The organism is Bradyrhizobium sp. P3_C3 (genome assembly GCF_056402655.1).
Map to the genome: position 1 here is coordinate 1 of NZ_JBFUGY010000057.1, position 25320 is coordinate 25320.

At 65.5% G+C, this 25320-nt stretch carries 22 protein-coding genes and 1 pseudogene; 16 read left to right on the forward strand and 7 right to left on the reverse strand.

Features of this window, described 5'->3' with window-relative positions; all coding sequences use genetic code 11:
- Positions 1-175, forward strand: a pseudogene (locus AC1DW2_RS38710) (IS481 family transposase); the annotation flags it as partial.
- A 31-nt stretch (positions 176-206) separates the two neighbouring features.
- On the opposite strand, the gene AC1DW2_RS38715 reads toward AC1DW2_RS38710, so the two are convergent.
- Positions 207-977 carry an enoyl-CoA hydratase gene (locus tag AC1DW2_RS38715; RefSeq protein ID WP_477008649.1) on the reverse strand — a complete coding sequence of 257 codons (771 nt, stop codon included), beginning with the start codon at positions 975-977 and terminating at the stop codon, positions 207-209.
- Between the two features lie 153 nt (positions 978-1130).
- Between AC1DW2_RS38715 and AC1DW2_RS38720 the strand changes: the two genes are divergently transcribed.
- Positions 1131-1661 (forward strand): PaaI family thioesterase, encoded by a 531-nt coding sequence (locus tag AC1DW2_RS38720; protein ID WP_441256488.1) that lies wholly within the window; start codon positions 1131-1133, stop codon positions 1659-1661.
- A gap of 69 nt (positions 1662-1730) precedes the next feature.
- A complete protein-coding gene (locus AC1DW2_RS38725; protein WP_028153393.1) occupies positions 1731-2351 on the forward strand; it encodes a TetR/AcrR family transcriptional regulator in 621 nt (206 codons plus the stop codon).
- Positions 2352-2590: 239 nt separating this feature from the next.
- Here the strand turns inward: AC1DW2_RS38725 and AC1DW2_RS38730 are convergent, their stop codons facing one another.
- A complete protein-coding gene (locus tag AC1DW2_RS38730; protein ID WP_477008634.1) occupies positions 2591-3499 on the reverse strand; it encodes a LysR family transcriptional regulator in 909 nt (302 codons plus the stop codon).
- Positions 3500-3600: 101 nt separating this feature from the next.
- Here AC1DW2_RS38730 and AC1DW2_RS38735 point away from each other — a divergent pair, with 101 nt between their 5' ends.
- The 8 genes from AC1DW2_RS38735 (at position 3601) to AC1DW2_RS38770 (ending at position 12863) form a co-directional block, all read left to right on the forward strand.
- Positions 3601-5097, forward strand: coding sequence for a CoA-acylating methylmalonate-semialdehyde dehydrogenase (locus AC1DW2_RS38735; protein WP_166352551.1), 1497 nt, complete (start codon positions 3601-3603; stop codon positions 5095-5097).
- 23 nt (positions 5098-5120) lie between these two features.
- A complete protein-coding gene (locus AC1DW2_RS38740; protein WP_477008635.1) occupies positions 5121-6266 on the forward strand; it encodes an isobutyryl-CoA dehydrogenase in 1146 nt (381 codons plus the stop codon).
- The gene (locus AC1DW2_RS38745; RefSeq protein WP_477008636.1) at positions 6263-7330 is read left to right on the forward strand and encodes an enoyl-CoA hydratase/isomerase family protein; all 1068 of its coding nucleotides are present in this window, start codon (positions 6263-6265) and stop codon (positions 7328-7330) included. Before AC1DW2_RS38740 ends, AC1DW2_RS38745 begins: the two co-directional genes overlap by 4 nt.
- A 24-nt stretch (positions 7331-7354) precedes the next feature.
- Positions 7355-8251: a 3-hydroxyisobutyrate dehydrogenase gene (gene mmsB, locus AC1DW2_RS38750; protein ID WP_477008650.1), complete on the forward strand. Its 897-nt coding sequence runs from the start codon at positions 7355-7357 to the stop codon at positions 8249-8251.
- Complete coding sequence (locus tag AC1DW2_RS38755; protein WP_477008637.1) at positions 8251-9966, forward strand: AMP-binding protein; 1716 nt, start codon at positions 8251-8253, stop codon at positions 9964-9966. Before mmsB ends, AC1DW2_RS38755 begins: the two co-directional genes overlap by 1 nt.
- Complete coding sequence (locus AC1DW2_RS38760; protein WP_477008638.1) at positions 9967-10446, forward strand: MaoC family dehydratase; 480 nt, start codon at positions 9967-9969, stop codon at positions 10444-10446.
- 282 nt (positions 10447-10728) lie between these two features.
- Entirely contained in the window at positions 10729-11646 is a 918-nt protein-coding gene (locus tag AC1DW2_RS38765) for an SDR family NAD(P)-dependent oxidoreductase (protein ID WP_477008639.1), read from the forward strand.
- Positions 11643-12863 carry a BaiN/RdsA family NAD(P)/FAD-dependent oxidoreductase gene (locus tag AC1DW2_RS38770; protein WP_477008651.1) on the forward strand — a complete coding sequence of 407 codons (1221 nt, stop codon included), beginning with the start codon at positions 11643-11645 and terminating at the stop codon, positions 12861-12863. Before AC1DW2_RS38765 ends, AC1DW2_RS38770 begins: the two co-directional genes overlap by 4 nt.
- Here AC1DW2_RS38770 and AC1DW2_RS38775 read toward each other — a convergent pair whose 3' ends face one another.
- Positions 12864-14081, reverse strand: coding sequence for an MFS transporter (locus AC1DW2_RS38775; protein WP_477008640.1), 1218 nt, complete (start codon positions 14079-14081; stop codon positions 12864-12866).
- 93 nt (positions 14082-14174) lie between these two features.
- Here AC1DW2_RS38775 and AC1DW2_RS38780 point away from each other — a divergent pair, with 93 nt between their 5' ends.
- Positions 14175-15077, forward strand: a complete 903-nt coding sequence (locus AC1DW2_RS38780; protein WP_135214319.1) for a LysR family transcriptional regulator — start codon at positions 14175-14177, stop codon at positions 15075-15077.
- Here the strand turns inward: AC1DW2_RS38780 and AC1DW2_RS38785 are convergent.
- From AC1DW2_RS38785 to AC1DW2_RS38795, 3 genes are read right to left on the reverse strand one after another with little or no spacing between them, the layout of a single operon-like run.
- Positions 15074-16153, reverse strand: a complete 1080-nt coding sequence (locus AC1DW2_RS38785) for a D-TA family PLP-dependent enzyme (RefSeq protein ID WP_439034695.1) — start codon at positions 16151-16153, stop codon at positions 15074-15076. The genes AC1DW2_RS38780 and AC1DW2_RS38785 overlap by 4 nt on opposite strands.
- Positions 16154-16156: 3 nt before the next feature.
- The gene (locus tag AC1DW2_RS38790) at positions 16157-17968 is read right to left on the reverse strand and encodes an ABC-F family ATP-binding cassette domain-containing protein (RefSeq protein ID WP_439036284.1); all 1812 of its coding nucleotides are present in this window, start codon (positions 17966-17968) and stop codon (positions 16157-16159) included.
- Positions 17969-17970: 2 nt separating this feature from the next.
- On the reverse strand, positions 17971-18474 hold the full coding sequence (locus AC1DW2_RS38795; RefSeq protein ID WP_477008641.1) for a YaiI/YqxD family protein: 504 nt from the start codon (positions 18472-18474) through the stop codon (positions 17971-17973).
- 107 nt (positions 18475-18581) lie between these two features.
- Between AC1DW2_RS38795 and AC1DW2_RS38800 the strand changes: the two genes are divergently transcribed.
- Complete coding sequence (locus tag AC1DW2_RS38800) at positions 18582-19382, forward strand: hypothetical protein (protein ID WP_439036286.1); 801 nt, start codon at positions 18582-18584, stop codon at positions 19380-19382.
- Between the two features lie 18 nt (positions 19383-19400).
- Positions 19401-20825 carry a DUF5107 domain-containing protein gene (locus AC1DW2_RS38805; RefSeq protein WP_439036287.1) on the forward strand — a complete coding sequence of 475 codons (1425 nt, stop codon included), beginning with the start codon at positions 19401-19403 and terminating at the stop codon, positions 20823-20825.
- Positions 20826-20880: 55 nt separating this feature from the next.
- Here AC1DW2_RS38805 and AC1DW2_RS38810 read toward each other — a convergent pair whose 3' ends face one another.
- Complete coding sequence (locus AC1DW2_RS38810) at positions 20881-23253, reverse strand: xanthine dehydrogenase family protein molybdopterin-binding subunit (protein WP_477008642.1); 2373 nt, start codon at positions 23251-23253, stop codon at positions 20881-20883.
- 212 nt (positions 23254-23465) lie between these two features.
- Between AC1DW2_RS38810 and AC1DW2_RS38815 the strand changes: the two genes are divergently transcribed.
- Together AC1DW2_RS38815 and AC1DW2_RS38820 are read left to right on the forward strand one after the other, a co-directional pair.
- Positions 23466-24539 (forward strand): Ppx/GppA phosphatase family protein, encoded by a 1074-nt coding sequence (locus AC1DW2_RS38815; protein WP_135214313.1) that lies wholly within the window; start codon positions 23466-23468, stop codon positions 24537-24539.
- A gap of 1 nt (position 24540) precedes the next feature.
- Entirely contained in the window at positions 24541-25233 is a 693-nt protein-coding gene (locus tag AC1DW2_RS38820) for an RlmE family RNA methyltransferase (protein WP_063983800.1), read from the forward strand.
- The last annotated feature ends 87 nt before the right edge of the window (positions 25234-25320 follow it).

Genomic DNA, 25320 nt, shown 5'->3' on the forward strand with positions numbered 1-25320 from the left:
CTTCTGGAAAGTTCCCCAGGCCTTCGCCCGCGAACGCCTTGCCATCCGGCCACTGGTTCGTGACGGCCACTACGGAATCTTCTTCGCCAGCTGGCAGGTCGCATCGATCGACTTGACCAATGGCCAACCTGTCAGTGATGTGTCCGAACAGGTGTCAGCCATGTCTCCGGACTAAACACTTCGCGGGGCATGACACTGTCTTTGGATTACCTCTTCCTGTTTACGAACGCCTGCATCAGCCGCGTCGGCTCGTCCGTCAGGAACGCCTCGCCGAACACCTTGACGCTGAGATTTACCGACTCCGTCAGCGGCAGTTCCTCCCATTGCCGCAGCAGCGCCTTTTGCGAGCGCAGCGCCTCGGGGCCGCATTCGAGCAGCGCCTTCACGAGGTGTTCGACCTCTGCATCCAATCCACCCTCCGGCGCGACCTTGTCGATCAGTCCCCAGGCCAGCGCCGTCGGCGCGTCGATGTTCTCCGCCGTCATCACCAGCCAGCGGGCGCGGGCCCAGCCGATCAGGCGCGGAAGCAGGGCGGCGTGGATCACCGAGGGGATGCCGACGCGGACCTCCGGCATGCCGAAATGCGCATCGCGTGCAGCGATTCTGAAATCGCAGGCGGCGGCGACTTCGAGGCCACCGCCGAGGCACCAGCCCGGCATCCGCGCGATCACGGGGGCCGGGAATTGGCGGACGGCCTCGCAGAGATCACGCAGGCGGCTGATGAAGGCTTCGGCTGACTTCTGGTCGAGCTTGGCCATCTCCTTGATGTCGGCGCCGCCGATCATGCTCTTCTCGCTCTGGCCGCGCAGCACCAGGACGCGGATGCTGCGGTCGGTCGCGAGGGTCTGCAGGCCTTCGCGCACGGCATCGGTGACGGGCGAGCCCAGAATGTTGAGCGGGCCGGCGTTGCAGATCGCGACATGAACGACGCCGCGCGCATCGCGCGTCACGCCGCAGTGATTGTTGAGCATTTCCATCGGGGCGTCTCGGAGTTTCGTGGACATGCGCGAGGCGCGCGGGTCGGGATCACTTCGGTGCCGAAACGCTCTGCTTGTCAAGCGGGTGGGGGACGGAGTTGCCATGGCGAAGTTCGTGACATAGTATGACATTCATCATACAAAGAGGGCGCCATGACCTGTAACGATCAACTCGACCTGTTTTCGCCCGCGCAGCGGCGTGAGCGCGTGGTGGACTGGCAGGTGCCTGCGCCGGTTGCAAAAGCAGCGATGGGGCTTTCAGGCATGGACGCGATGCTGGGAATCCGCGACGGCCGGTTGCCGCCGCCGCCCTTCGCAAAATTGATCGGTTTCACCATGGCGGTGGTCGAGCCGGGCCGGATCGTGATGGAACTGGAGCCGCGCGAGGATCTCGAAAATACCATCGGCCTCCTGCACGGCGCGACCGCCGCGGCGCTGATCGATACCGCCATGGGCTGCGCCATCTCGACGCGGCTGGAGGCCGGGCAGTCGTCCGTGACGCTCGACCTGAAAATGACCTTCCTGCGCCCGCTGTCGGTCCGTTCCGGGCTGATCTCGGCCGAAGGCAAGATCATTAAGCTGGGACGCCAGACCAGCTACACTGAAGGTTTCGTGCGCGACGGCAAGGGCGCGCTCGCAGTCCATGCAACTGCAACCTTTTCCATGATCGGCGCGACAACTTAACATGAATTAATGCACCGTCTGGTCCATTTCTGTGTTATGAGATGATCTCCGACATTCAATGAGACCCGCATGCGCTATTCCCGGGAACACAAGCAGGAAACCCACGACCGAATCGTGAAGAAGGCCTCCGTGCGGCTGCGCGAAAAGGGCGCTCACGGCATCGGCGTCGCCGACCTCATGAAGGAGGCGGGCCTGACCCATGGCGGCTTCTACGCGCATTTCGACTCGCGCGAGGCGCTGGTGATCGAGGCCTTTGCCTACGCCATGGACCGCTCGATGGAGCACTGGCGCAAGCAGTCCGATCAGGTCGCGCCCGAAAAGCAACTGACCCAGATCGTCGAGACCTATCTCTCGGCGCTGCATCGGGACAATCCGGGCCACGGCTGCTCGATTCCCGCGCTCGGCGCCGAGATCGCCCGCGAGAGCCCGAAGACGCGCAAGGCCTTTGCCGGAAAGCTCGACGAGATGGTCGAGATGATGACCGATTTCATCCCCAACCTGCCGCGCAAGGCCGCGCGCAAGCAGGCGATCGCGACGCTGGCCACGATGGCCGGCACCATGCTGCTGGCGCGCATTGCAGGCTCGAGCGAACTGTCGGACGAGGTGCTGAAGGCCGGCAAGGACAGCGCGCTCGATGGCGCGAAGCGCGAGCCGAAGGTGACGGCGGCGAAGAAGGCGAAGCAGAATTAGCGCGAACTGCGCTCTCAGAACCTCATCCTGAGGAGACCGCGAAGCGGTCGTCTCGAAGGAGGGCTGCGGGCGAGATGTCGGCCTGCATGGTTCGAGACGGCGCTTCGCGCCTCCTCACCATGAGGGTTTGGCAGTGCCGTAGGGTGGGCAAAGCGAAGCGTGCCCACCATGCAGCCGTGAGTGTGGAGAGATGGTGGGCACGGCGCTAGGGCGCCTTTGCCCACCCTACGAGACCGTCCTTACCGCCCCGCGAACAACGCCCGCTCGCGCTCCACGATCTCGCCGATGTAATCGGCCACCGCGCGTATCCGTGCGAGATCCTTGCTGTCCGCGTGCATCAGCATCCAGAACGTCCGCGTGATCGAGACTTCTTCCGGCAGCACCGCGACAAGCTGCGGATAGTCGCTTGCCATGAAGTGCGGCAGCACCGCGATGCCGAAGCCCGCGAGCGTGGAATTGAGCTGCGCGATCAGATTGGCGCTGCGGAAGCGCGCCGAAATCCGCGGCGATACTTGCGGCAGGTAATCGAGCTCGGGCGTGAACAGGAGCTCCTCGATATAGCCGACGAAGCGATGCTGCGGCAGGTCCTGCCGCGAGGTGATTTTCGGGAAACGGTCGAGATAGGCCGGCGCCGCATAAAGCCCGAGGCGGTAGTCCAGGAGCTTGCGGCCGACGATGCGGCCTTCCTTCGGCATGGTCAGGCTGATCGCGATATCGGCCTCGCGCTTGGAGAGACTGAACAGCCGCGCGGTGGCCACAAGTTGCAGATCGAGGTCGGGATAGCGGTCGGCGAACGGCGCCAGCCGCGGCGCCAGGAAGGCGGTGCCGAACCCGTCGGGCGCGCCGATCCGCACCGTTCCGGTCAGCCGTGCCACCGAGCCGCCGACCTGCTCCTGGTTGGCGACGATGGTCGATTCCATGGCTTCCGCGCTGTCGGCGACGCGCTGGCCGGCCTCGGTGAGGAGATAGCCGGTCTTGCGCCGGTCAAACAGCTTTGCCGAGAGGTGTCTCTCCAACCGGTCGACACGGCGGATCACGGTGGCGTGGTCGACCCCGAGCTGTTTAGCCGCAGCCGAAACCGAGCCGCCCCGCACGATGGCCAGCACGAAGCGGAAGTCGTCCCAGTCGATGCTACCTTGATCCAGCATTTTCGCACATCTATGGTGCATTATCTCAGACTTGAATCCTATAAAATGCAGGTCGATAGGATTTGTCAAAGCGTTCACGCTCGACCTCAGGAGATCATTCCATGCGTTCAATCGGACATTTCATCGGTGGCAAGGAGGTCAAGGGTACCTCGGGCCGGACGGCAGACGTATTCGAGCCGATGACCGGTGACGTCCAGGCCAAGGTGGCGCTGGCGTCCAAGGCCGAGGTCCGCGCTGCCGTGGAGAACGCCCGCGCCGCGCAGCCGGAATGGGCCGCGACCAACCCGCAGCGCAGGGCCCGCGTCATGATGAAGTTCGTGGAACTGGTGCAGCGCGACTACGACAAGCTCGCCGAGCTGCTCGCGCGTGAGCATGGCAAGACCGTGCCGGATGCCAAGGGCGACATTCAGCGCGGCCTCGAAGTCGCGGAGTTCGCCTGCGGCATCCCGCATCTGATGAAGGGCGAATACACCGAAGGCGCGGGCCCCGGCATCGATATCTATTCCATGCGCCAGCCGCTCGGCGTCGTCGCCGGCATCACGCCGTTCAATTTCCCGGCGATGATCCCTATGTGGAAGTTCGCCCCCGCCATCGCCTGCGGCAATGCCTTCATCCTGAAGCCGTCCGAGCGCGACCCCGGCGTGCCGATGATGCTCGCCGAGCTGATGATCGAGGCGGGCCTGCCGGCCGGCATCCTCAACGTCGTCAACGGCGACAAGGAAGCGGTCGACGCCATCCTGGACGATCCCGACGTCAAGGCCATCGGCTTCGTCGGCTCCACGCCGATCGCGCAATACATCTACGAGCGCGCAGCCCAGACCGGCAAGCGCTGCCAGTGTTTTGGCGGCGCCAAGAACCACGCCATCATCATGCCCGACGCGGACATGGACCAGGCGGTCGATGCACTGATCGGCGCCGGCTACGGCTCGGCCGGCGAGCGCTGCATGGCCGTCTCCGTCGCCGTTCCCGTTGGCAAGTCCACCGCCGACCGGCTGATGGAAAAGCTGATCCCGCGCGTCGAGTCGCTCAAGATCGGCACCTCGATCGATCCGTCCGCCGACTACGGTCCGCTGGTCACGCGCGAGGCGGTCGAGAAGGTCAAGAGCTACATCGACATCGGCATCAAGGAAGGCGCGACGCTCGCCGTCGACGGCCGCGGCTTCAAGATGCAGGGCTACGAGAAGGGCTTCTATCTCGGCGGTTCGCTGTTCGACAACGTCACCAAGGACATGCGGATCTACAAGGAAGAAATCTTTGGGCCCGTGCTCTCGGTCGTGCGCGCGCACGACTACAAGGAAGCGCTGGCGTTGCCGTCGGATCATGACTACGGCAACGGCGTCGCCATCTTCACCCGCGACGGCGACGCCGCGCGCGACTTCGCGGCCAAGGTCAATGTCGGCATGGTCGGCGTCAACGTGCCGATCCCGGTGCCGATCGCCTACTACACCTTCGGCGGCTGGAAGAAGTCGGGCTTCGGCGATCTCAACCAGCACGGCCCGGACTCGGTCCGCTTCTACACCAAGACCAAGACGGTGACCTCGCGCTGGCCGTCCGGCGTCAAGGAAGGTGCGGAGTTCTCGATCCCGCTGATGAAGTAACCCTCTCAAGAGCGAGGCCGGGGATGCAGTTCGCTCTGAACGAGGATCAGGTCGCGGTTCGCGACATGGCGTTGGCGTTTGCGGCCGAGAAGATCGCGCCGCACGCGCTGCGCTGGGACGAGGAGAAGCATTTCCCCGTCGACGTGATGCGCGAGGCGGCGACCCTCGGCATGGGCGGCATCTGCATCCGCGAGGATGTCGGTGGTTCCGCCATGACGCGGTTCGACGCGGCGCTGATCTTCGAGGCGCTGGCGACAGGCTGTCCGACCACCTCGGCCTTCATCTCCATCCACAACATGGCGTCCTGGATGATCGATGCCTTCGGCAGCGACACCCAGCGCCACAAATGGTTGCCAAAACTCTGCTCGATGGAGCTGATCGCGAGCTACTGCCTGACCGAGCCGGGCGCCGGCTCCGATGCGGCAGCGCTGCGCACCCGTGCCGTGCGCGACGGCGATCATTACGTCCTCAACGGCCAGAAGCAGTTCATCTCCGGCGCCGGCGGCACGGATCTCCTTGTCGCCATGGTCCGAACTGGCGGTGACGGCGCCGGCGGCATCTCAACCCTCGTGATCGACGGCAACACGCCCGGCGTCTCCTACGGCGCCAATGAGCGCAAGATGGGCTGGAATGCGCAGCCGACCCGCGCCGTGATGTTCGAGAACGCCCGCGTGCCGGTCGCGAACCGGCTGGGCGAGGAGGGCATCGGCTTCAAGATCGCGATGGCCGGCCTCGATGGCGGCCGCCTAAACATCACCGCATGCTCGCTCGGCGGCGCGCAGACCGCGCTCGACAAGGCGCGCACCTACATGAAGGAGCGCAAGGCTTTTGGAAAACGTCTCGACGAATTCCAGGCATTGCAATTCCGGCTCGCCGACATGGCGATCGAGCTCGAGGCCGCGCGCACCTTCCTTTGGCGCGCCGCCGCCGCGCTCGACCGCAAGGACCCCGATGCCACCATGCTCTGCGCCATGGCAAAACGCTTCGGCACCGATGTCGGCTTCGAGGTCGCCAACCAGGCGCTCCAGCTCCATGGCGGCTACGGCTATCTCAGCGAATACGGCATCGAGAAGATTGTGCGCGATCTGCGCGTGCACCAGATCCTCGAAGGCACCAATGAAATCATGCGGCTCATCGTGGCGCGCAAATTGATCGAGGGCGCGCGATGAGTTCAGTGGAGGAGGGTGATCTGGTCGCCCGGGTCGAGGGCGCGGCCGGGGTGATCCGGCTCAACCGTCCGAAGGCGATCAATGCCGTGACGCTGGAGATGTTTCGCGACATCGAAAAGGCGCTCGACCGCTTCGAGGCTGATCCGGCCGTCGCCGTGATCCTGCTCGAGGGGGCCGGCGAGCGCGGCCTGTGCGCCGGCGGCGACATCCGCACGCTCTGGGAAAGCTCGAAGGTCAACGGTGACCTCGGCAAGATCCTGTGGCGTGAGGAGTACATCCTCAATGCCCGGATCAAGCGATTTCCAAAACCCTATGTAGCGTTCATGGATGGCATCGTGATGGGCGGCGGCGTCGGGCTCTCCGCCCATGCCAGCCACCGCGTCGTCACGGACCGCACCAGGCTCGCGATGCCCGAGGTCGGGCTCGGCTTCTTCCCTGATGTCGGCGGCACCTTTCTGTTGTCGCGCTCGCCGGGCGAGATCGGCACGTATTTCGGCCTGACCGGCCAGACCATGAACGGGCCCGATGCGATCCATGCGAGGTTCGCCGATGCCGTGGTGCCGGCGGTGAAATTGCCGGAACTGCGCGAGGCTCTGACAAGGACTCGTTCCGGGACGACTGCGGCCGATGTCAGCAAGCTCATCAACGGTTTTGCGACTGGCGAGACCGCGGGGCCGGTCGCCGCGAAAGAGCCTGTTATCGACGCGCTGTTCGGCTTCGACCGCATGGAGGACATCGTCGCTGCGCTCAAGCGCGACGGCTCCGAGTTCGCGCAGGCGACGCTGAAGACGCTCAACGAGAAATCGCCGCGCGGCATGGTGGTGACGTTGAAGCTGCTGCGGCTCGCGCGCACCGTATCGAGCCTGGAAGAGTGCCTGGTGCGCGAATATCGCGCCGCGCTGGAGGTCTTTCGCAGCGACGATTTCCGCGAAGGCGTGCGCGCGGCCGTGATCGACAAGGACCGCAATCCGACCTGGTCGCCGCCACGCATCGAGGATGTGACGCAAGAGATGCTTGCGCCGTATTTCGCCGAGATCGGCGCCGACGAACTGAAGTTCAACTAATCAACGAAACGTCTAGCGGAGGATATCGATATGGCCACGATCGCATTCATCGGTCTCGGCAACATGGGCGGCCCGATGGCGGCCAATCTGGTCAAGGCCGGCCACAAGGTGGTGGCGTTCGATCTCGTCGAAGCCTCCCGCGCGCAGGCCAAGGCCGACGGTGCCGGCATTGCCGACAGTGCTGCGGGCGCGGTCAAGGGCGCCGACGTCGTCGTCACCATGCTGCCGGCCGGCAAGCACGTGCTCGGCGTCTGGAGCGAGGTTGTTCCGGCCATGGCCAAGGGCGCGCTGATCATCGACAGCTCCACCATCGACGTCGAGAGCGCGCGTCAGGCGCATGCGCTCGCCGCCAAGCACGGCGTGCTCTCGGTCGACGCGCCGGTGTCCGGCGGCACGGGTGGTGCCAAGGGCGCGACGCTCACCTTCATGTGCGGCGGCGAGGAGGGCGCGTTTGCGGTGGCAAAGCCGGTGCTGGAGAAGATGGGCAAGAAGATCGTCCATTGCGGCGGCGCCGGCGCCGGGCAAGCGGCAAAGATCTGCAACAACATGATCCTCGGCATTTCCATGATCGCGGTGAGCGAGGCTTTTGCGCTGGGCGAGAAGCTCGGGCTCTCGCATCAGGCGCTGTTCGACGTCGCTTCGACCTCGTCGGGCCAATGCTGGTCGCTGACGACCTATTGCCCGGTGCCGGGCCCGGTGCCGACCTCGCCCGCCAACAACGATTACAAGCCGGGCTTTGCCTCGGCGCTGATGGTGAAGGATCTGACGCTGGCGCAGGACGCCGCCAAGGCCGCGGGAGCGGCCACGCCGCTCGGCAAGCATGCGCAGGAGATCTATCAGTCCTTCGATGCCGCCGGGCAGGGCGGGGTGGATTTTTCCGGAATTATCAAGCACGTTAGGGGGCTAGCCGGGAAAGCCTAATGACGACATTTCAGGACGCGCGCGCGTTTCTGCTCAAACACCGCACGGATTACGAGACAGCGGTCAAAGACTTCCGCTGGCCCGATCCAGTTCCCTTCAATTGGGCGCTCGACTGGTTCGACGAGCTCGCGAAGGATGCGGACGCCAAGGACCGGCCCGCGCTCTGGATCGTCGATGCCGCACAGGACAAGCAAACCAAGCTGTCTTTCGCGGCGCTCTCGCAGCGCTCCAACCAGGTCGCCAACTTCCTCCGCGCGCAGGGCCTGAAGCGCGGCGACCATCTCCTGCTGCTGCTCGGCAACGTGGTGCCGCTGTGGGAGACGATGCTGGCGGCGATGAAGCTCGGCGTCGTCGTGATTCCCGCCACCACGCTGCTCACCGCGGACGAGCTGCGCGACCGGCTCGATCGCGGCAAGGCGAAGGCGGTGGTGGCAGCGCAAGACCAGGTCGCGAAATTCGCAAGCCTTGGTGCCGAGAATGTTGTCCGCATCGTCGTCGGCGCGGCCTCCGATGGCTGGCTTGCCTATGACGAGGCAGCGAAGGCTTCGGAGAGCTTTACGGCTGACGGTCCGACCAACGCCGAAGACCCGATGCTGCTCTATTTCACCTCGGGCACCACGGCAAAACCAAAGCTCGTGCTGCACAGCCAGCGCAGCTATCCGGTCGGCCATCTCTCGACCATGTATTGGATCGGGCTGAAGCCGGGCGACGTCCACCTCAACATCTCATCGCCCGGCTGGGCCAAGCACGCCTGGAGCTGCTTCTTCGCGCCGTGGAATGCCGGCGCGACCGTGTTCGTGGTCAACCAGCCGCGCTTCGATGCCAAGGGTCTGCTTGCCACCATCGGCCGCTGCGGCGTCACCACGCTGTGCGCGCCGCCGACGGTATGGCGGCTGTTCATCCAGGAGAACCTTGCGGCGTTCAAGGTGAGCTTGCGCGAGGTCTGCGGCGCCGGCGAGCCGCTCAATCCGGAAGTGATCGACCAGGTGCAGGCCGCCTGGGGTCTCACCATCCGCGACGGCTACGGCCAGACCGAGACCACCGCACTGGCCGGCAACTCGCCGGGGCAAAAGATCAAGGTCGGCTCGATGGGCCGGCCGCTGCCGGGCTATCGCGTGCAGGTCAGCGACGCCGACGGCAACCCGGCGAAGGAAGGCGACGTGGCCCTGGTGCTCGGCGCTGACCGTCCCGCCGGCCTGATGCAGGGCTATCAGGGCGACGACGGCAAGCTGTCGGGTGCGGAAGGCGCGCTCTACCGCAGTGGCGACGTCGTGTTCGCAGACGAGGATGGCTATCTCACCTTCGTTGGCCGTTCCGACGACGTGTTCAAATCGTCCGATTATCGCATCAGCCCGTTCGAGCTCGAGAGCGTGTTGCTCGAGCATGAGCTCGTCGCAGAAGCCGCGGTGGTGCCGAGCCCGGACCCGATCCGGCTCGCGATCCCCAAGGCCTTTGTGCTGCTGACATCAGGTGCGGAGCGCTCGCCGGAGACCGCGCTCTCGATCTTCAGGCATCTGCACACGCGCCTTGCGCCGTTCAAGCGCATCCGCCGCCTTGAAATCGTCACCGAGCTGCCGAAGACGATCTCGGGCAAGATCCGCCGCGTGCAGCTCAGACGGCTGGAGCGCGACGACGACCGCAACGATCCCCTGCGCGGTCGCGAATTCCGGGAAGAGGATTTTCCGGAGCTGCCGAAAACACGGAGTGAGACCTAAGTGAACGAAGTCTGGAAGAAGCCGCCGATTTCCCTCGAAGCCTATCAGGCCATGGTCGGCAAGGAGGTCGGCGTGTCGTCGTGGCATCTGGTCGATCAGCCCCGCATCGACACCTATGCCGACGTGATCGAGGATCACCAGTTCATCCATGTCGATCCGGAGCGCGCGAAGAAAGAGACCGCCTTCGGCACCACCATCGCCCACGGCTTCCTGACGATGTCGCTGCTGTCGATCATGTCCTACGAGGTGATGCCGGTCATCGCCGGCACGACGATGGGCGTCAATTACGGTTTCGACAAGCTGCGCTTCATCTCGCCGGTGCGCTCGGGCAAGCGCGTCCGCGGCCGTTTCGTGCTGGCGGAAGCCAAGCTGCGCAAGCCCAACGAGTTGCAGTCCCGCACCAACGTCACGGTGGAGATCGAGGGCGAGGACAAGCCGGCGCTGGTCGCCGACTGGCTGGGCCTGATCTATTTCGCCTGACTCGATGTGTCGTTGCCGGGCTTGACCCGACACCCCATCGCTGCTCAAAAGCTGACCAAATCTCGTGCGGAGCGCTCTTACCCTCTCCCCCTGTGGGAGAGGGTGCTTCGCGGAACGCGAAGCCGGGTGAGGGGTATCTCTCCACGAGCGCATCCGTTGCGAGAGACCCCTCATCCGGCGCCGTAGCCGACGCTACGCGTCGGCGTCTTTTTAGGACGGCGGCCGTAGGCCGCCTATGCCACCTTCTCCCACAAGGGGAGAAGGAAGAAAGGAAGCACACACATGGCAATCAGGTTCGACGGACGTGTCGCCATCGTCACCGGCGCGGGTAATGGCCTCGGACGCGCGCATGCGCTGGGGCTGGCCAGCCGCGGCGCCAAGGTCGTCGTCAACGATTTCGGCGGCGCGCGTGACGGCAGCGGCGGCTCCCTGTCGCCGGCCGAAGCCGTCGTTGAGGAGATCCGCAAAGCCGGCGGCACCGCGATGGCCGACGGCGCCGACGTCTCCAATTTCGAACAGGTCACCGCTATGGTGGAGCGCGCCACCAAGGAGTGGGGCAGCGTCGACCTGATGTGCGCCAATGCCGGCATCCTGCGCGACAAGTCGTTCGGCAAGATGGAGGCCGCCGATTTCCAGAAGGTGCTCGACGTGCATCTCGTCGGCACCTTCTATTGCTGCAAGGCGGCCTGGGCCGGCATGCGCGACCGCAATTACGGCCGCATCGTGCTGACGACGTCGTCCTCCGGCCTCTACGGCAATTTCGGCCAGGCCAATTACGGCGCGGCCAAGTCCGGCATGGTCGGCCTGATGAACGTGCTGGCCGAGGAAGGCCGCAAGACCGACATCCGCGTCAACATCATCTCGCCGACCGCGGCAACCCGCATGACGGAAGAGCTGCTGCCGCCACAGGCGCTGCAACTGATGAAGCCGAACGCGATCACGCCCGCTGTCGAATACATGCTGAGCGAGGACGCACCGACCCGCACCATCATGGGCGCCGGTGCCGGCTCCTTCGCCGTGATCAAGGTTGTGGAGAGCGAAGGCATCAACCTGCCGGAATCCGAATGGACGCCGGATGCGGTCGCCGCGCATTTCGCCGAGATCAGTGACATGTCGAAGGCGAAGGCGCTGCAAGGCGCGTTCGAGCAGACGCAGAAGTATGTGGCGCAGGCCGCGGCACGGGCGGGGATCAAGCTCTGACTGACGTCGCCGTCATCGGTGCCGGTCCCGCCGGGTTGATGGCGGCGGAGGTGCTGGCGCAGGGCGGCGCCCGCGTCACTGTCTACGACGCCATGCCGTCCGCGGGTCGCAAATTCCTGATGGCCGGTCGGGGCGGGCTCAATCTCACCCACAGCGAGCCGCTGCCGCAGTTCATGGCACGCTACCGCGAGGCAGCGCCGATGCTGCAAGCGGCGATCGCGGCGTTCTCGCCCGATGGGCTCCGCGCCTGGAGCGCGGCGCTGGGCGAGCCGACTTTCGTCGGCAGCAGCGGGCGCGTGTTTCCAAAGGCGTTCAAGGCCTCGCCCTTGCTGCGCGCTTGGCTGCGGCGGCTCGATGCCGGCGGGGTACGCTTTGCCTTTCGTCATCGCTGGACCGGCTGGGACGGCGAAGGGCGGTTGCTATTTCGCGCCACGGATGGCCATCGGGCGATTGAAGCCAAAGCCACGGTGCTCGCGCTCGGTGGCGCAAGCTGGCCGCGGCTCGGATCGGACGGCGGCTGGGTTGGTATCCTCGCCGCGAAAGGTATTGCCATCTCGAAGCTGCGGCCCGCCAATTCCGGCTTCACGGTCGCATGGTCCGACGTGTTCCACGACCGCTTTGAGGGCCAGCCGCTCAAGGGCGTGGCGCTGACGATCGGGGCGCATACGGTCCGCGGCGAAGCCATGATCACGCGCAGCGGCATCGAAGGTGGCGCCATCTACGCGTTGTCGGCCGAGCTGCGCGAGGCGGTGCTGGGTCTCGGGGAGGCGACGCTGACGATCGCATTGCGGCCCGAGCTCGACGTCGCCGCGCTGACCACGCGGCTATCAGGCACGCGCGGCAAGCAATCGCTGGCGAACTTCCTGCGCAAGGCGGCGCAATTGTCGCCGGTCGGCATCGGCCTGATGCAGGAGGCCGCCATCGCATCCCGCCGGCCGCTGGCGTCGTTCTCGCCGGCGGAGCTTGCGAAGCTGATCAACGCCATTCCGGTTCAGCTCACCGGCGTTGCCCCGATCGAGCGCGCGATCTCGACGGCGGGCGGAGTGACGTTCGACGAGCTCGACGAACGCTTGATGCTGCGCAAGCTGCCCGGCGTGTTCGCCGCCGGCGAGATGCTGGACTGGGAGGCGCCGACCGGCGGCTATCTGTTGCAGGCGTCGTTTGCGACGGGGGCGGCGGCCGGAAGGGGCGTGTTGCGATGGCTCGCGTCGTCCTGATCACGACGTGCCGGTCCTGGTCAGAAGATCGGTGAGAAGGCCTAGCACACCAAAGCTCGCCGCGACCACGCAGACAGCGGTCCAGCCGCCAAAACTCCAGGCCAGCGAGGCCGCTGCGGAGCCGACGCCGCCGCCGATGAAGAACAGCGCAACGAACAGGCCGTTGATGCGGCCGCGCGCCTCGGCGTGCAGCAGATTGACGGCGCGGCGGCCGAGCGTCTGGTCGGCGGTGATACCGACGTCGAGCAGGATCGTGCCGAGGCTCAATACCAGCAGAGCCGCCACGTGGGACTCCATCGCACCGGCCACGGCGCAGAGCGCGAGCGAGCCGATGATGAGCAGATGCGCCACAAGAAACAGCGGGCGCGCCCAGCCCTTATCGCCCCAGCGGCCAGCGAGCGGTGTCGCCGCGGCGCCTGCGACGCCGATCAGCGCGAAGGCCGCGATGCCCTTGGAGTCGAGGCCGAATGGCGCCTCAGGCAGGCGCAGCGCGACCGCCGACCAGAAGGCGGTGAAGGAGGCCATGACCAGCGATGCAGTCCAGGCCCGCACGCGCAGCACAGGTTCTTCCCGCAGCAGCTTTGGGAACGAGCAGAGCAATTCGCCGTAGCCGACGCGGGCTGCCGGTCGCAGCGTCGGCAGATAACGGCCGAGCGCACCCGCGAGGAACGTCATCAGGATGGCTGAGGCGAGATAATAGGCACGCCAGCTCCAGAGATCTGCGATCAGGCTCGCTGCCGGCCGCGACAGCAGGATGCCGACCATCAATCCACTCATGACTTCACCGATGGCCTGGCCGCGACGCTCGGGCGCCACCATCGAAGCCACGAGCGGAACCATCATCTGGATCGCGGCGCAGGAGGCGCCGAGAATGAACGTGGCGAGCAATAGCAGCGACGGCGTCGGCGCGAGCGCCGTTGCCAGCGCCGCGAAGATCGCGCAGCCGAGCGTGCGCAGGATCAGGCGCCGGTTCTCGATGAGATCGACCAGCGGCACCAGCAACAACAGGCCGAGCGCATAGCCGAGCAGCGTTAGCGTGCTGACGAGGCCAGCCTGCCAGGCGGTCATGGCCAGCGACCGGCCGATCAGTCCAACGAGGATCTGCGGCGCGAACAAATTGGTGACGACGACGCCGGTGGTGATGGCGCCGAGCCAGATCAGGGATCGCTCGGCAAGTTGCTTCGGGGATGCGAGCTTGGTGGTTTCAGAGATGGTCATGGGACCTCGCGGGCTGGGTACGGGGTCCCCTTTAAGCGGGGTGACTAATATGCTACAATTCAATTAAGCCTATAAAGAATATGCGAGTTAGTTATGAATACCCATGACCTCGTCGCCTTCGTCGCTGTGGTCGAGACCGGATCAATCGTTGCCGCCTCGACGCGCCTCAATCTCACGCAGCCTGGCGTAACCCGGCGCATCCAGAATCTCGAGGAGATGCTGGGCGCGCAGTTGTTGGACCGCCTGTCGAAACCGTTGAAGCCCACGGCCGCAGGTCGTGAGGCCTATGAGCAGGGCCGGCGCCTTCTTCGGATGCTGGACGACCTCAAGTCAGGCGTCGCCAATGACGGCGTTGTGCGCGGCGAGTTCAGGCTCGGCCTCACGCCGTTTCTCTCCGAGGCCGGACTCAGCGCGCCGCTCGACGCGGTGCGTGCCGAATTTCCGGCACTGAGCGTGCGCGTCGTCTCGGGTTGGTCGCCCAACCAAGTCGAGCGGGTCAGCCGCAACGAGCTGGATGCCGCCGCGATCTGCCTGCCTGACGGGGCAACGCCGCCTGCCGATCTCGTCGCCGACGATCTCGGGTCGCAGCCGGTGGTGTTCGTCGTCGCGCGCGACATGAAGATTCCGCGCACCGTCGACCTGGAGCGCCTGTCGCAGCTCTCGTGGGTGATCAACCAGGACGGTTGCGGATTTCGCGACACACTCAAGCGCCGCTTCGATGCAGAGCATTTGCCGTTCACCGTCGCTGTGGAGGCGCTGGACAGCGAGCTTCGGCTGTCGCTGGTGTCACGCGGCCTGGGCGTCGGCCTGGTCACGCCGATCGGGCTGAAGCGCAGCGCATTTCGCGACAAGCTCAAGCCGGTCGCTGCGCGGGAGTTCAATCCCGCCGTGCGCGCATGGCTGGTGCATCGCCCGCCGGCCGGGCGACTGACTCGCCCGATCAACCTGTTCCGCGACGGACTGGATCGGGAGCTGCAAGCTCTAATTCGCGCCTAGCGCAGCTTCCCGCGCGCCGCCACCGGCAGCGTGCCGATGATCTCCTCGCCGCGCACCATCACCACCTCGTCCATCATGTTGACGACGACGCAGACGTGGTTCGGCACGATCCGCACGACGTCGCCGACATTGGGACGCGTGTTGCTGCGTGAGAGGTCGAGGAAGCCGTGTTCTTCCGCGAAGCGCGCAATTTTGGCCTCGGGGTGCTCCAGGATCAGGCCGTGGCCGTCGAGCCCGCCGGTGTCCGTCGTCAGCGTCTTCGAGCCGGCGTCCAGAATGCCGCGCTCGGGCGCGGCGCGGCTGACGACCGTCGAATAGATGTGCAGGGCGCAGTCGTCCCAGGTCGCGGAGCCGGCGGCGACCTGCATGCGGTCATTGTAGATGTAGGTGCCGAAGCGATGCTCGGTGCCGCCCTTGAGCTTGCCGAGATTCTTCAGGTTCGGCGTGCCGCCGGTCGAGACGATCTTGGCGTCCAATCCGTGCGCGCGCACGCCGGCCAGCGCCTCGTCGTAGAATTTCTGCGCGTCGGCCCAGCCGGTCTCGGTCGGGTACAGCATGAAGCCGGCGAATTCGAGCCCCTTGGACCCGGCGATCTCGCGGGCCAGCGCAATCGCCTCAGCCGGGGTCTCGACGCCCGCGCGCTTGCGCCCCGTGTCGCATTCGACCACGACCGAGAGCGGACGACCCGAAGCCGCTGCTGCCTTGGGCAGGCCGGCGACGACCGTCGAGTTGTCGGCAGCGACTGTCATGTTCGCCTTCGCCTGCAGCGCGCCGAGGCGCGCCATCTTCTCTTCGCCGAGCAGATTGTAGCTGATCAGGATGTTGTCGATGCCGGCATTGGCCATGATCTCGGCCTCGCCGAGCTTCTGGCAGGTGATGCCCTTCGCGCCGGCCGCAACCTGCAGCTTGGCGATCGTCGGGTTCTTGTGCGTCTTGATGTGCGGCCGGTTGGCGACACCCGCATCGTCGCAGGCCTTCTGGATCCGTGCGATGTTGCGCTCGACCCGGTCCATGTCGATGACGGCGCAGGGCGTGCCATATTCACGGGCGATTTTGGCGGCGAGGGGAGTGGTCATGAGTTAAGCCTGTTCAATCTCTTCGCGGAGCATTTCCAGTTCGAGCCAGCGCTCTTCGGCGGCGGACAATTCGTCATGCGCCTTGGCGATGGCGGTGGAGGTGTCGTCGAATTTCTTGCGGTCTTTGGTGTAGAGATTGGGATCATCGAGGAAGCGCTGCAGCTTGGCAATGTCGGCGTGCAGGGTCTCGATCTTCTTCGGCAGCGTTTCCAGCGCGTGCTTCTCGTTGAAGCTCAACCGACGTTTTGCCGTGGCGGGCGGAGCAGCCAGCCGCTCCTCTTTCTTCTCCGCTGGGGCTTGCGCCTTCGTCGTGTCGCGCTTGAGATCGGCACCGCGCTGCGCCAGCATGTCGCTGTAGCCGCCGGCATATTCGGTCCACTTGCCGTTGCCTTCGGGTGCGATCACGGACGTGACGACGCGGTCGAGGAAGTCGCGGTCGTGGCTGATCAGGATCACGGTGCCCTCGTAGTCGCCGAGCATGTCCTCGAGCACGTCGAGCGTCTCGAGGTCGAGATCGTTGGTCGGCTCGTCCAGCACCAGCAGGTTCGAGGGTTTTGCCAGCGCGCGGGCCAGCATCAGCCGGCCGCGCTCGCCGCCCGAGAGCACCTCGACAGGCGTGCCGCGCTGCTCCTGGGCGAACAGGAAGTCCTTCATGTAGCCGACGACGTGCTTCGGTTTGCCGCCGACCATGATCTGGTCGCCACGGCCGCCGGTTAGCGCCTCGGCCAGCGTCGACTTGGGATCGAGGCTTTCGCGGTGCTGGTCGAGCGTGGCCGTCTCAAGATTGGCGCCGAGCCGCACGATGCCGGAATCAGGCTCCGCGCCGCCGGTGAGCAGGTTGACCAGCGTGGTCTTGCCGGCGCCGTTCGGTCCGACGATGCCGAGCCGGTCGCCGCGCTGGATGCGGGTCGAGAAATTGTCGACGATCACGCGGTCGCCGAAGGCCTTGGTGACGCCCTTGGCCTCGATCACGAGCTTGCCGGATTGCTCCGCTTCGGATGCGGCGAGACTGGCGGTGCCGGCCGTGCCGCGATAATTGCGCCGCTGGTCGCGCAGTGCGTGCAGGTTGCCGAGCCGCTTGACGTTGCGCTTGCGGCGTCCGGAGACGCCGTGGCGCAGCCAGTGCTCCTCGTCGACGATCTTGCGGTCGAGCTTGTGCTGGTCGCGCTCTTCCTCGGCGAGCACCTCGTCGCGCCAGCTCTCGAACGAGGCGAAGCCACGGTCGATCTGCTTGATCTTGCCGCGGTCGAGCCATGCGGTCGAGCGCGAGAGATTGGTGAGGAAGCGGCGGTCATGGCTGATGATCACCAGCGCGCCGCGGCGGCTGTCGAGCTCCTTTTCCAGCCATTCGATGGTGGAGAGGTCCAGATGGTTGGTCGGCTCGTCCAGCAGCAATATGTCGGGCGAGGGCGCCAGCACGCGTGCCAGCGCGGCACGGCGGGCCTCGCCGCCGGAGACGTTGGCCGGGTTCTCGTTGCCGGTGAGCCCGAGCTGCTCCACGAGGTAGCGTGCCTGGTACGGGTCGTCGCCGGGCGCGAGGCCCGCCTCGACATAGGCGAGCGTGGTCTTGTGCTCGCCGAAGTCAGGCTCCTGCGGCAGATAGCGAACGGTGGCGCCGGGCTGCACGAAGCGCGTGCCGCCGTCGGGCTCGACGAGGCCGGCTGCGATCTTCAGCAGCGTCGACTTGCCCGAGCCGTTGCGGCCGATCAGGCAGACGCGCTCGCTCGGCGCGACGTTGAGCTCGACGCCGCTCAGCAGCGGCGTGCCGCCAAAGGTGAGCTTGATGTCTTTGAGTTGGATCAGGGGCGGCGCCATGACTAGCCTTGATTCAAAGTCTGGCTCGTCGCGGCCTGGTCGGCACGACGGCGCTGGATCCGGCGCAGCGTCTGGTCGAGCGCGGAGAGGAACGCGGAGCGGTCGCGCGGCGCGAACGAGCGCGGCCCGCCGGTGACTTCGCCGGCCGAGCGCAGATCCGTCATCAGATTGCGCACCGCCAGCGTCATCCCGATCGACTCTTCCGTGAACGGCTTGCCGTTCGGTGCGATCACGTCGGCGCCCGCTTTCACGCAACGGCTCGCCAGCGGAATGTCCGATGTCACGACGACGTCGCCCGGCTTGGCCCGCTCCGCGATCCAGTCGTCGGCGGCATCCATGCCAGCGCCCGCTGCAATCCGCTCAATGAACGGATCCTGGGGAACGCGAATAAAATTGCCGGCAACCACGCTCACGGGCACGCCGTGCCGGAGCGCGACACGGTAGATCTCGTCCTTCACCGGACAGGCGTCGGCGTCGACATAGATGCGGGTGGGGGTATTAGTCATTCGCCGCGTGGTACCCCATTCGGGCCGCAAAGGCGAGGGGATTGACCGGTGTTCCCGGGGGCCTACGATCAACCCTGAAACAACAAGAATTCAGGGAAAGGCCCGCCATGCCGAACCGGCTCGAAACCTACCGCGTCGAGGCCTACAACACCGCCAAACAGTCCGAAAACAAGATGCATGACGACACGGTGGCGCGCCGCTTCGGCTTTTCCGGCGGGCTGGTCCCGGGCGTCGACGTCTTCGCCTACATGATGCACGTGCCGGTGGCGCGCTGGGGCCACGATTTCCTGTCGCGCGGGCTGGTCGAGGCCCGCTTCATCAAGCCGGTCTATGATGGCGAGACCGCCGATGTCGATGCGACCGAGCACAACGGCCTGCTCACGATCGAGGTGTTCAGCCGCACCGAGCTCTGTGCCACGGGCACGGCCTCCCTGCCGGTGGCCGCGCCTGTGGTGTCGCTGAACGACTTTGTCGAGGTCGCGGCCATTGCCGAGCGCAAGCCTGTGAGCCCGGCGGCGTTCGAGGTGGGCAAATGGCTGGGCACGACGCCGCGCCGCTGGGCCGGGCAGGACGCGACCGACTATCTCGCCGACGTCAGGGAAACCGATCCGATTTTTGCGCGCGAGGGGCTCGGCCATCCCGGCCTGATCCAGCGCGTGATGAATCGCGTCCTCGTCGACAACACGATTTTGGGCCCGTGGATCCATGTCGGCAGCCGCATGCAACTGCTGTCGGCCGCGCGCGCCGGCGACGAGATCACCGCGCGGGCAAAAGTCACCGCGAACTACGAGAAGAAGGGCCACCGCTTCGTCGAGCTCGACGCGCTGGTCGTCGCCAACGGCACGACGCCGCTGGCGCACTGCCAGCATACTGCGATCTACCAGCCGCGCGAGCAGGCGGCGGCCTGAAAGCCAGTTGAGGTCTCCTTGCGCGCCCTCGTTTGTTTTGAAATAGCACTCCTTTTGTCGCTCCATGCGCCTTGCGTCGTGCATGCCGCCGCACCGGTGTCCGATAGTGTGTCGCTCAGCGAGCAGACGACCACGTGGAGCACCGTCAAGTTCGCCGTCGATGCGGAGAATGGCTTTGTCAGCGGGTCGCTCGACAAGAGCGTGATCGTCGAACGCAGTTTCAAATCCTACGTGCTTGAAAATCGATATCTGAGGGTAACGCTCGTGCCCGAATTCGGAGGGCGTATTCTTTCCATGGTCTACAAGCCGACCGGCCACGAGCAGCTTTATCGAACGGAAGTCGGAGTGCCCTACGGCATGAAGGCCGGAAATTTCTACTACGACTGGCTGATGGTGTACGGCGGAATCTTCCCAACGTTCCCGGATGCCGAGCACGGCAAGACTTGGCTGAAGCCGTGGGCTTTCCGGGTGGTGAAGGAGGGCGCCGACGAAGTCACGGTCGTGATGTCATTCCGGGATGACTTCGACTATTCCGCGCGGCCGAGCAAGTTCAGGGGCGCGACCGGCATCGAGGCGAACTACTACGTCACGCTGAAGGCCGATCGTGCCGCACTCGATGCGCGCGTGGTGCTGAAGAATCCGAACGACGAGGCTGTCCAATACGAGTACTGGACGTGCACGACGCTCGCTCCGGGATCGGAGCCGAAAAATCCCAGGGCAACAGGCGGCGCCGAAATCATCGCGCCGATCCGAACCTACACGACGCCTGCCTGGTCGGCCAATCTGGCAGACGGCGACGAGAGCGCGGGTATGGGCTGGCGGCGCTTCGAAAACCTGCGTTACTTCAAGAACTGGCCAACGATGGGCATCGCCTATGCTGCACCAGATATGCAGGGCGGGAATTTCTGGGGCGTCATCAACCATGACAATGCAGAAGGAATTATTCGCATTGCGGACAATACCCTCACGCGGGGCTTGAAAATGTGGACGTGGGGGTTTCCGTCGCTCACCGGCGAAACCGATGCCCGGAAGGATCCGAACGAGTGGCGGCCGTATGTGGAATTATGGGCGGGCGTGTCAGACCAGTTTTTCCACAGCGCAGACTTTCCCGCACGCAGTGAGGTGTCTATTCCGGAAACCTACAGCCCGACCGTCGGCATGAGCAACGTGACGCATGCGAACGAGAATATGCTGATCAATTTCTCGGCCGAGGCGTCTCGCGCCGTGCTCGAGTTCTTCAGCATCGAACCGGCCATCCCGTTGCTTGTCACGTTGAAACGGGGTGACACGGCTCTGTTCAGCGGGGTCGTGAGCGCCGATCCGAACAACGGAAATCGCATTTCGGCAGCGATTGCCGACGGCCGCAGCGGGCAAAAGATACGGCTAACGATCACGACCACGGAGGGAAAGGAGTTGATCGCCGCCGAAACGGCGATCAAGTGATCTCTTTCGGAATGCCGGTCGAACCCCCGGCGTTGTCACGATCGCGGAACTCCCCCTACGCCGCGTTACCCTTAGCATCCTGGATCGCACGCCACACCCGCTCCGGGGTCAGCGGCATATCGATGTGCTTGATGCCGTAGTCGGAGAGGGCGTCGAGCACCGCGTTTACCACCGTCGACAGGCTGCCGGCGCAGCCGGCTTCGCCGCAGCCCTTGCTGCCGAGCGGATTGGTCGTGGCCGGTACCGGGTGATCGCCGACCGTCATGTTCGGAACGTCCTCCGCGCGCGGCAGCGCGTAGTCCATCAGCGAGCCCGTGATCGGCTGGCCGCTCTCGTCGTAGCGGACATGCTCCATCAGCGCCTGGCCGATGCCCTGGACGACGCCGCCATGAAGCTGGCCCGCGACCAGCAGCGGGTTGATCACCGTGCCGAAATCGTTGACGGCGCTGTAGCGCACGATCTGCACCACGCCGGTCTCAGGATCGATCTCGACCTCGGCGACGTGGCAGCCGTTCGGGAACGCCGAGGGCACCGGCTCGCTGGTATGGTCGACGTCGAGGCTGTCAGGCACGCCGTCCGGCACCTTGCCGTCATGCAGCTTCCTGGCGAGCTCCATGATGTCGATGCTGCGGTCGGTGCCGGCGATGGTGAAGCTGCCGTCGGCGAACTCGATGTCGGCCTCGGAGGCTTCCAGCATGTGCGCGGCGGCGCGCTTGCCCTTCTCGATGACGAGCTTGGCGGCGCCCACGATGGCCATGCCGCTCGCCGTGATCGAGCGCGAACCGCCGGTGCCGTTACCGGTGTGGACGATGTCGCTGTCGCCTTGCTCCAGCTTCACGCTGTCGAACGGCACCCCTAACTGCGCGCACAGCACCTGCGCGAATGCTGATGCGTGGCCCTGGCCGTAATCGAGTGTGCCGGTGATGAGCTGTACCGAGCCATCGGGATCGAACACGATCTTGCCGAGTTCGGGGCTCGGCGGCGCGGTGACCTCGAGATAGGAGCCGACGGCGATGCCGCGCAGCTTGCCGATCTTCTTGCTCTCTTTCTTGCGCTTGGTGAAGTTCTCGTGGTCGGAGATTTCGAGCGCCTTGTTGAACACCGCCTGGAAGTCGCCGCTGTCATAGGTGACGCCGGAGGAGGCCGGGAATGGCATCTGGTTCGGCTTGATGAAGTTGCGCTTGCGCAAGGTCAGCCGGTTGATGCCCATCTCGTCGGCGGCGCGGTCGATCAGCCGCTCCATGTAATAGTTCGCCTCGGGCCGGCCGGCGCCGCGATAGGCGCCCATCAACGTGGTGTTGGTGAGCACCGTCTTGATGTCGACGGCCATCAGCGGCGTGCGGTAGACGCTCGAAAAGTTCTTGCCGGTGTTGAGCGAGAGCGGTCCTGGCGCGACGCCGGTGATGTAGGCACCGAGATTGCCGTAGCCTTCAAGCTTTGCCGCGAGGAAGTGCCCTTCGGCGTCGAGCGCCAGTTCGGCATGGATTTTCTGCGCACGGCCATGGCTGTCGGAGAGGAAGCTGGTCGAGCGCTCATCGAGCCATTTCACCGGGCGGCCAAGCTCCTTGGCCGCGTACAGGATGCACATGTATTCGGGGTAATTGACGTTCTTCATGCCGAAGGAGCCGCCGACATTGGCGGTGAGGACCCGCACCTTCTCGTTCGGCACCTTCAGGTTCTTGGCGAGGTTGGCGCGGTTGCCCGCAACGCCCTGTGTCGGCATCTGGATGGTGTAGCGCTCGGTCTTCTTGTCGTAGGAGGCGAGCCCCACGCGCGGCTCCATCGAGACGACGGCGACGCGGGTGTTCTCGATGTCGACCTTGGTGACGTGGGCGGCACTGGCGAAGGCCGCGTTCACCTTGTCCATGTCGCCATAGTGGTAGTCGAGCGCGACATTGTTCGGGATGTGGTCATAGAGAAGCGGCGCACCGGGCCTGGCGGCTTCCTCGGGATCGGTCACCGCCGGCAGCGGCTCGATATCGAGCTCGACGGCTTCGGCGGCGTCGCGCGCCTGCGCCAGCGTGTCGGCGACCACGAAGGCGACGGGATCGCCGACGAAACGGACCTTGTCGGTCGCCAGCGGCTGCCGGTTGGTCTGGAGCAGGGGGGAGCCGTCGCGGCTCTTCAGCGGCAGGCCGCAGGTGAAGGGGCCGTAGCCGGCGGCATCGAGGTCCTTGCCGGTCCACACCCCCAGCACGCCCGGCATCGCCCTGGCGGCGTCGGTCCCGATGCCGCGGATGAGCCCATGGGCATGGGTGGAGCGGACGACCACGGCATGGGCCTGGCCGGGCAGGTTGAAATCGTCGGTGTAGCGGCCCTTGCCGCGCACCAGCGTATCGTCTTCCTTGCGGCGGACCGGCTGCCCGACGCCGTATTTTTGCAGTGCAATAGCGTTTTCGAGCGTGGACGATTTGGTGTGTTCTTGCATGGAATTGACCTGAAAAGCCGGCAATCGCGCGTTTTGGGGGGCGCCTGGAGGACCGGACCCTCCAAAAATAACCCACGGTCCCGTTCACGACAACGCACGAATGGGCATGGTCCCATGTGATGCGTTGTTGCGCAGGCTTGCCGCGCTGCTAATGTTTCAGGCGAAAAAGCAATTCCAGATCGGCCCCATCGGGCCGCGGAAAGACAATTTGTATGAATGACCACACGCGGCTCCGCGACGGCCATGCGCCGCACGGTGGGCTGGAGGGGTCGATGGCGGCGGTGGCGTTGGCCCCCGAACCGGCCGTCGTCGCGCAAGCGCCGGGAACCGGCGTCTATGCGGCGCTGGACCTCGGCACCAACAATTGCAGGCTCCTGATCGCTTGTCCGACCAGCGACGGCTTTCGCGTGGTCGATTCCTTCTCGCGCATCATCCGGCTCGGCGAGGGCGTCTCGGCGACCGGTTCCATCAGCGAGGCCGCGATCGAGCGCGCCGTCGCCGCACTCAGCATCTGCCGCGACAAGATCAATTTGCGCAAAGCCAAGCGGCTGCGGCTGATCGCGACCGAAGCCTGCCGGGCCGCCTCGAATGCGGAAGGTTTCCGTAGCCGGGTCGCGGCCGAGACCGGCATCGAGCTCGAAGTGATCGACCGCGAGACCGAGGCCTCGCTCGCCGTGCTCGGCTGCGCGCCGCTGGTCGACCCCAGGGGCCGGGGCGCGATCCTGTTCGACATCGGCGGCGGCTCGACCGAGCTGGTGCGGATCGAGCGCGATCCGCAAAATCCGGAGCCGCGCATCAAGGCCTGGATGTCGATCCCGCTGGGCGTCGTGACGCTGGCCGAGCAATTCGGCGGCCGCGACGTCACGCCGGAAATCTATGCCGCGATGGAGCAGGAGGTCGCCAACCACGTCGCACCGTTCGCCGAAGCGCACGGCGGCGATCTCGCCGACATGCACCTGCTCGGCACCTCAGGCACGGTGACGACGCTCGCCGGCATCCATCTCAACCTCGCGCGCTACGACCGCCGCCGCATCGACAGCATCTGGATGAACGATTCCGACATCACCGCGACCATCAGCAAGCTGCTCGGCATGAGCTACGAGGAGCGCGCCAACAACAGCTGCATCAGCGTCGAGCGCGCCGATCTCGTGCTGGCCGGCTGCGCCATCCTCGATGCTATCAGGCGCGCCTTTCCGTTGCCGCGCCTGCGCGTCGCCGACCGGGGCCTGCGCGAAGGCATGCTGGTCGAGATGATGCGCGAGGACGGCGCACTCAGGAGCTGGTGAGATGGCCAAGGACACCACCGGCCGCTTGCACGTCCAGGTCAAGACCGGCGGCAAGCGCAAATTGTCGTCGAAGCTGTGGCTGGAGCGGCAGCTCAACGATCCCTATGTGGTCAAGGCGAAGGCGCTCGGCTATCGTTCGCGTGCCGCGTTCAAGCTGCTCGAGATCGACGACAAATACCGCCTGCTGAAACACGGCATGGCCGTGGTCGATCTCGGCGCTGCGCCGGGCGGCTGGAGCCAGATCGCCGCCAAGCGCGTTGGCTCGGTCGACGGCAAGGGCAAGGTCGTCGCGATCGACCTGTTGGACATGCCCGAGATTGCCGGCGTCGACTTCGCGCAGCTCGACTTCATGGACAACGACGCACCCGCGAAGCTCACTGCGATGCTCGGGGGCGGCGCCGACATCGTGATGTCCGACATGGCCGCCAACACCACCGGCCACCGCAAGACCGACCAGCTCCGCATTGTCGGCCTGATCGAGACGGCGGCCGCGTTCGCCTGCGACGTGCTGAAACCGGGCGGGGCATTCCTGGCCAAGACGTTCCAGAGCGGCGCCGACGCCGATCTGCTGGCCCAGCTCAAGCGCGATTTTGCGACAGTGCGGCATGTGAAGCCCGCGGCCAGCAGGCAGGATTCCTCCGAGCGCTATGTGCTGGCGACGGGGTTTCGCGGCGGGCAGCCGGACCCGGGCTGACGTGTCACGCTCACATGAGCATGACATTCACATCGATAACATCTTGAGCTGATAGATCCATCATCTGCAATTTCAGCGGGTGAGATC

Coding starts and splice junctions, on each gene's coding strand:
- AC1DW2_RS38795 (WP_477008641.1), bottom strand. CDS start 18,474: ATGACTAATACCCCCACCCGCATCTATGTCGACGCCGACGCCTGTCCG.
- AC1DW2_RS38740 (WP_477008635.1), top strand. CDS start 5,121: ATGCAGTTCGCTCTGAACGAGGATCAGGTCGCGGTTCGCGACATGGCG.
- AC1DW2_RS38745 (WP_477008636.1), top strand. CDS start 6,263: ATGAGTTCAGTGGAGGAGGGTGATCTGGTCGCCCGGGTCGAGGGCGCG.
- AC1DW2_RS38725 (WP_028153393.1), top strand. CDS start 1,731: ATGCGCTATTCCCGGGAACACAAGCAGGAAACCCACGACCGAATCGTG.
- AC1DW2_RS38820 (WP_063983800.1), top strand. CDS start 24,541: ATGGCCAAGGACACCACCGGCCGCTTGCACGTCCAGGTCAAGACCGGC.
- AC1DW2_RS38800 (WP_439036286.1), top strand. CDS start 18,582: ATGCCGAACCGGCTCGAAACCTACCGCGTCGAGGCCTACAACACCGCC.
- AC1DW2_RS38790 (WP_439036284.1), bottom strand. CDS start 17,968: ATGGCGCCGCCCCTGATCCAACTCAAAGACATCAAGCTCACCTTTGGC.
- AC1DW2_RS38720 (WP_441256488.1), top strand. CDS start 1,131: ATGACCTGTAACGATCAACTCGACCTGTTTTCGCCCGCGCAGCGGCGT.
- AC1DW2_RS38715 (WP_477008649.1), bottom strand. CDS start 977: ATGGAAATGCTCAACAATCACTGCGGCGTGACGCGCGATGCGCGCGGC.
- AC1DW2_RS38735 (WP_166352551.1), top strand. CDS start 3,601: ATGCGTTCAATCGGACATTTCATCGGTGGCAAGGAGGTCAAGGGTACC.
- AC1DW2_RS38765 (WP_477008639.1), top strand. CDS start 10,729: ATGGCAATCAGGTTCGACGGACGTGTCGCCATCGTCACCGGCGCGGGT.
- AC1DW2_RS38785 (WP_439034695.1), bottom strand. CDS start 16,153: ATGACCACTCCCCTCGCCGCCAAAATCGCCCGTGAATATGGCACGCCC.
- AC1DW2_RS38755 (WP_477008637.1), top strand. CDS start 8,251: ATGACGACATTTCAGGACGCGCGCGCGTTTCTGCTCAAACACCGCACG.
- AC1DW2_RS38780 (WP_135214319.1), top strand. CDS start 14,175: ATGAATACCCATGACCTCGTCGCCTTCGTCGCTGTGGTCGAGACCGGA.
- AC1DW2_RS38810 (WP_477008642.1), bottom strand. CDS start 23,253: ATGCAAGAACACACCAAATCGTCCACGCTCGAAAACGCTATTGCACTG.
- AC1DW2_RS38815 (WP_135214313.1), top strand. CDS start 23,466: ATGAATGACCACACGCGGCTCCGCGACGGCCATGCGCCGCACGGTGGG.
- AC1DW2_RS38775 (WP_477008640.1), bottom strand. CDS start 14,081: ATGACCATCTCTGAAACCACCAAGCTCGCATCCCCGAAGCAACTTGCC.
- AC1DW2_RS38730 (WP_477008634.1), bottom strand. CDS start 3,499: ATGCTGGATCAAGGTAGCATCGACTGGGACGACTTCCGCTTCGTGCTG.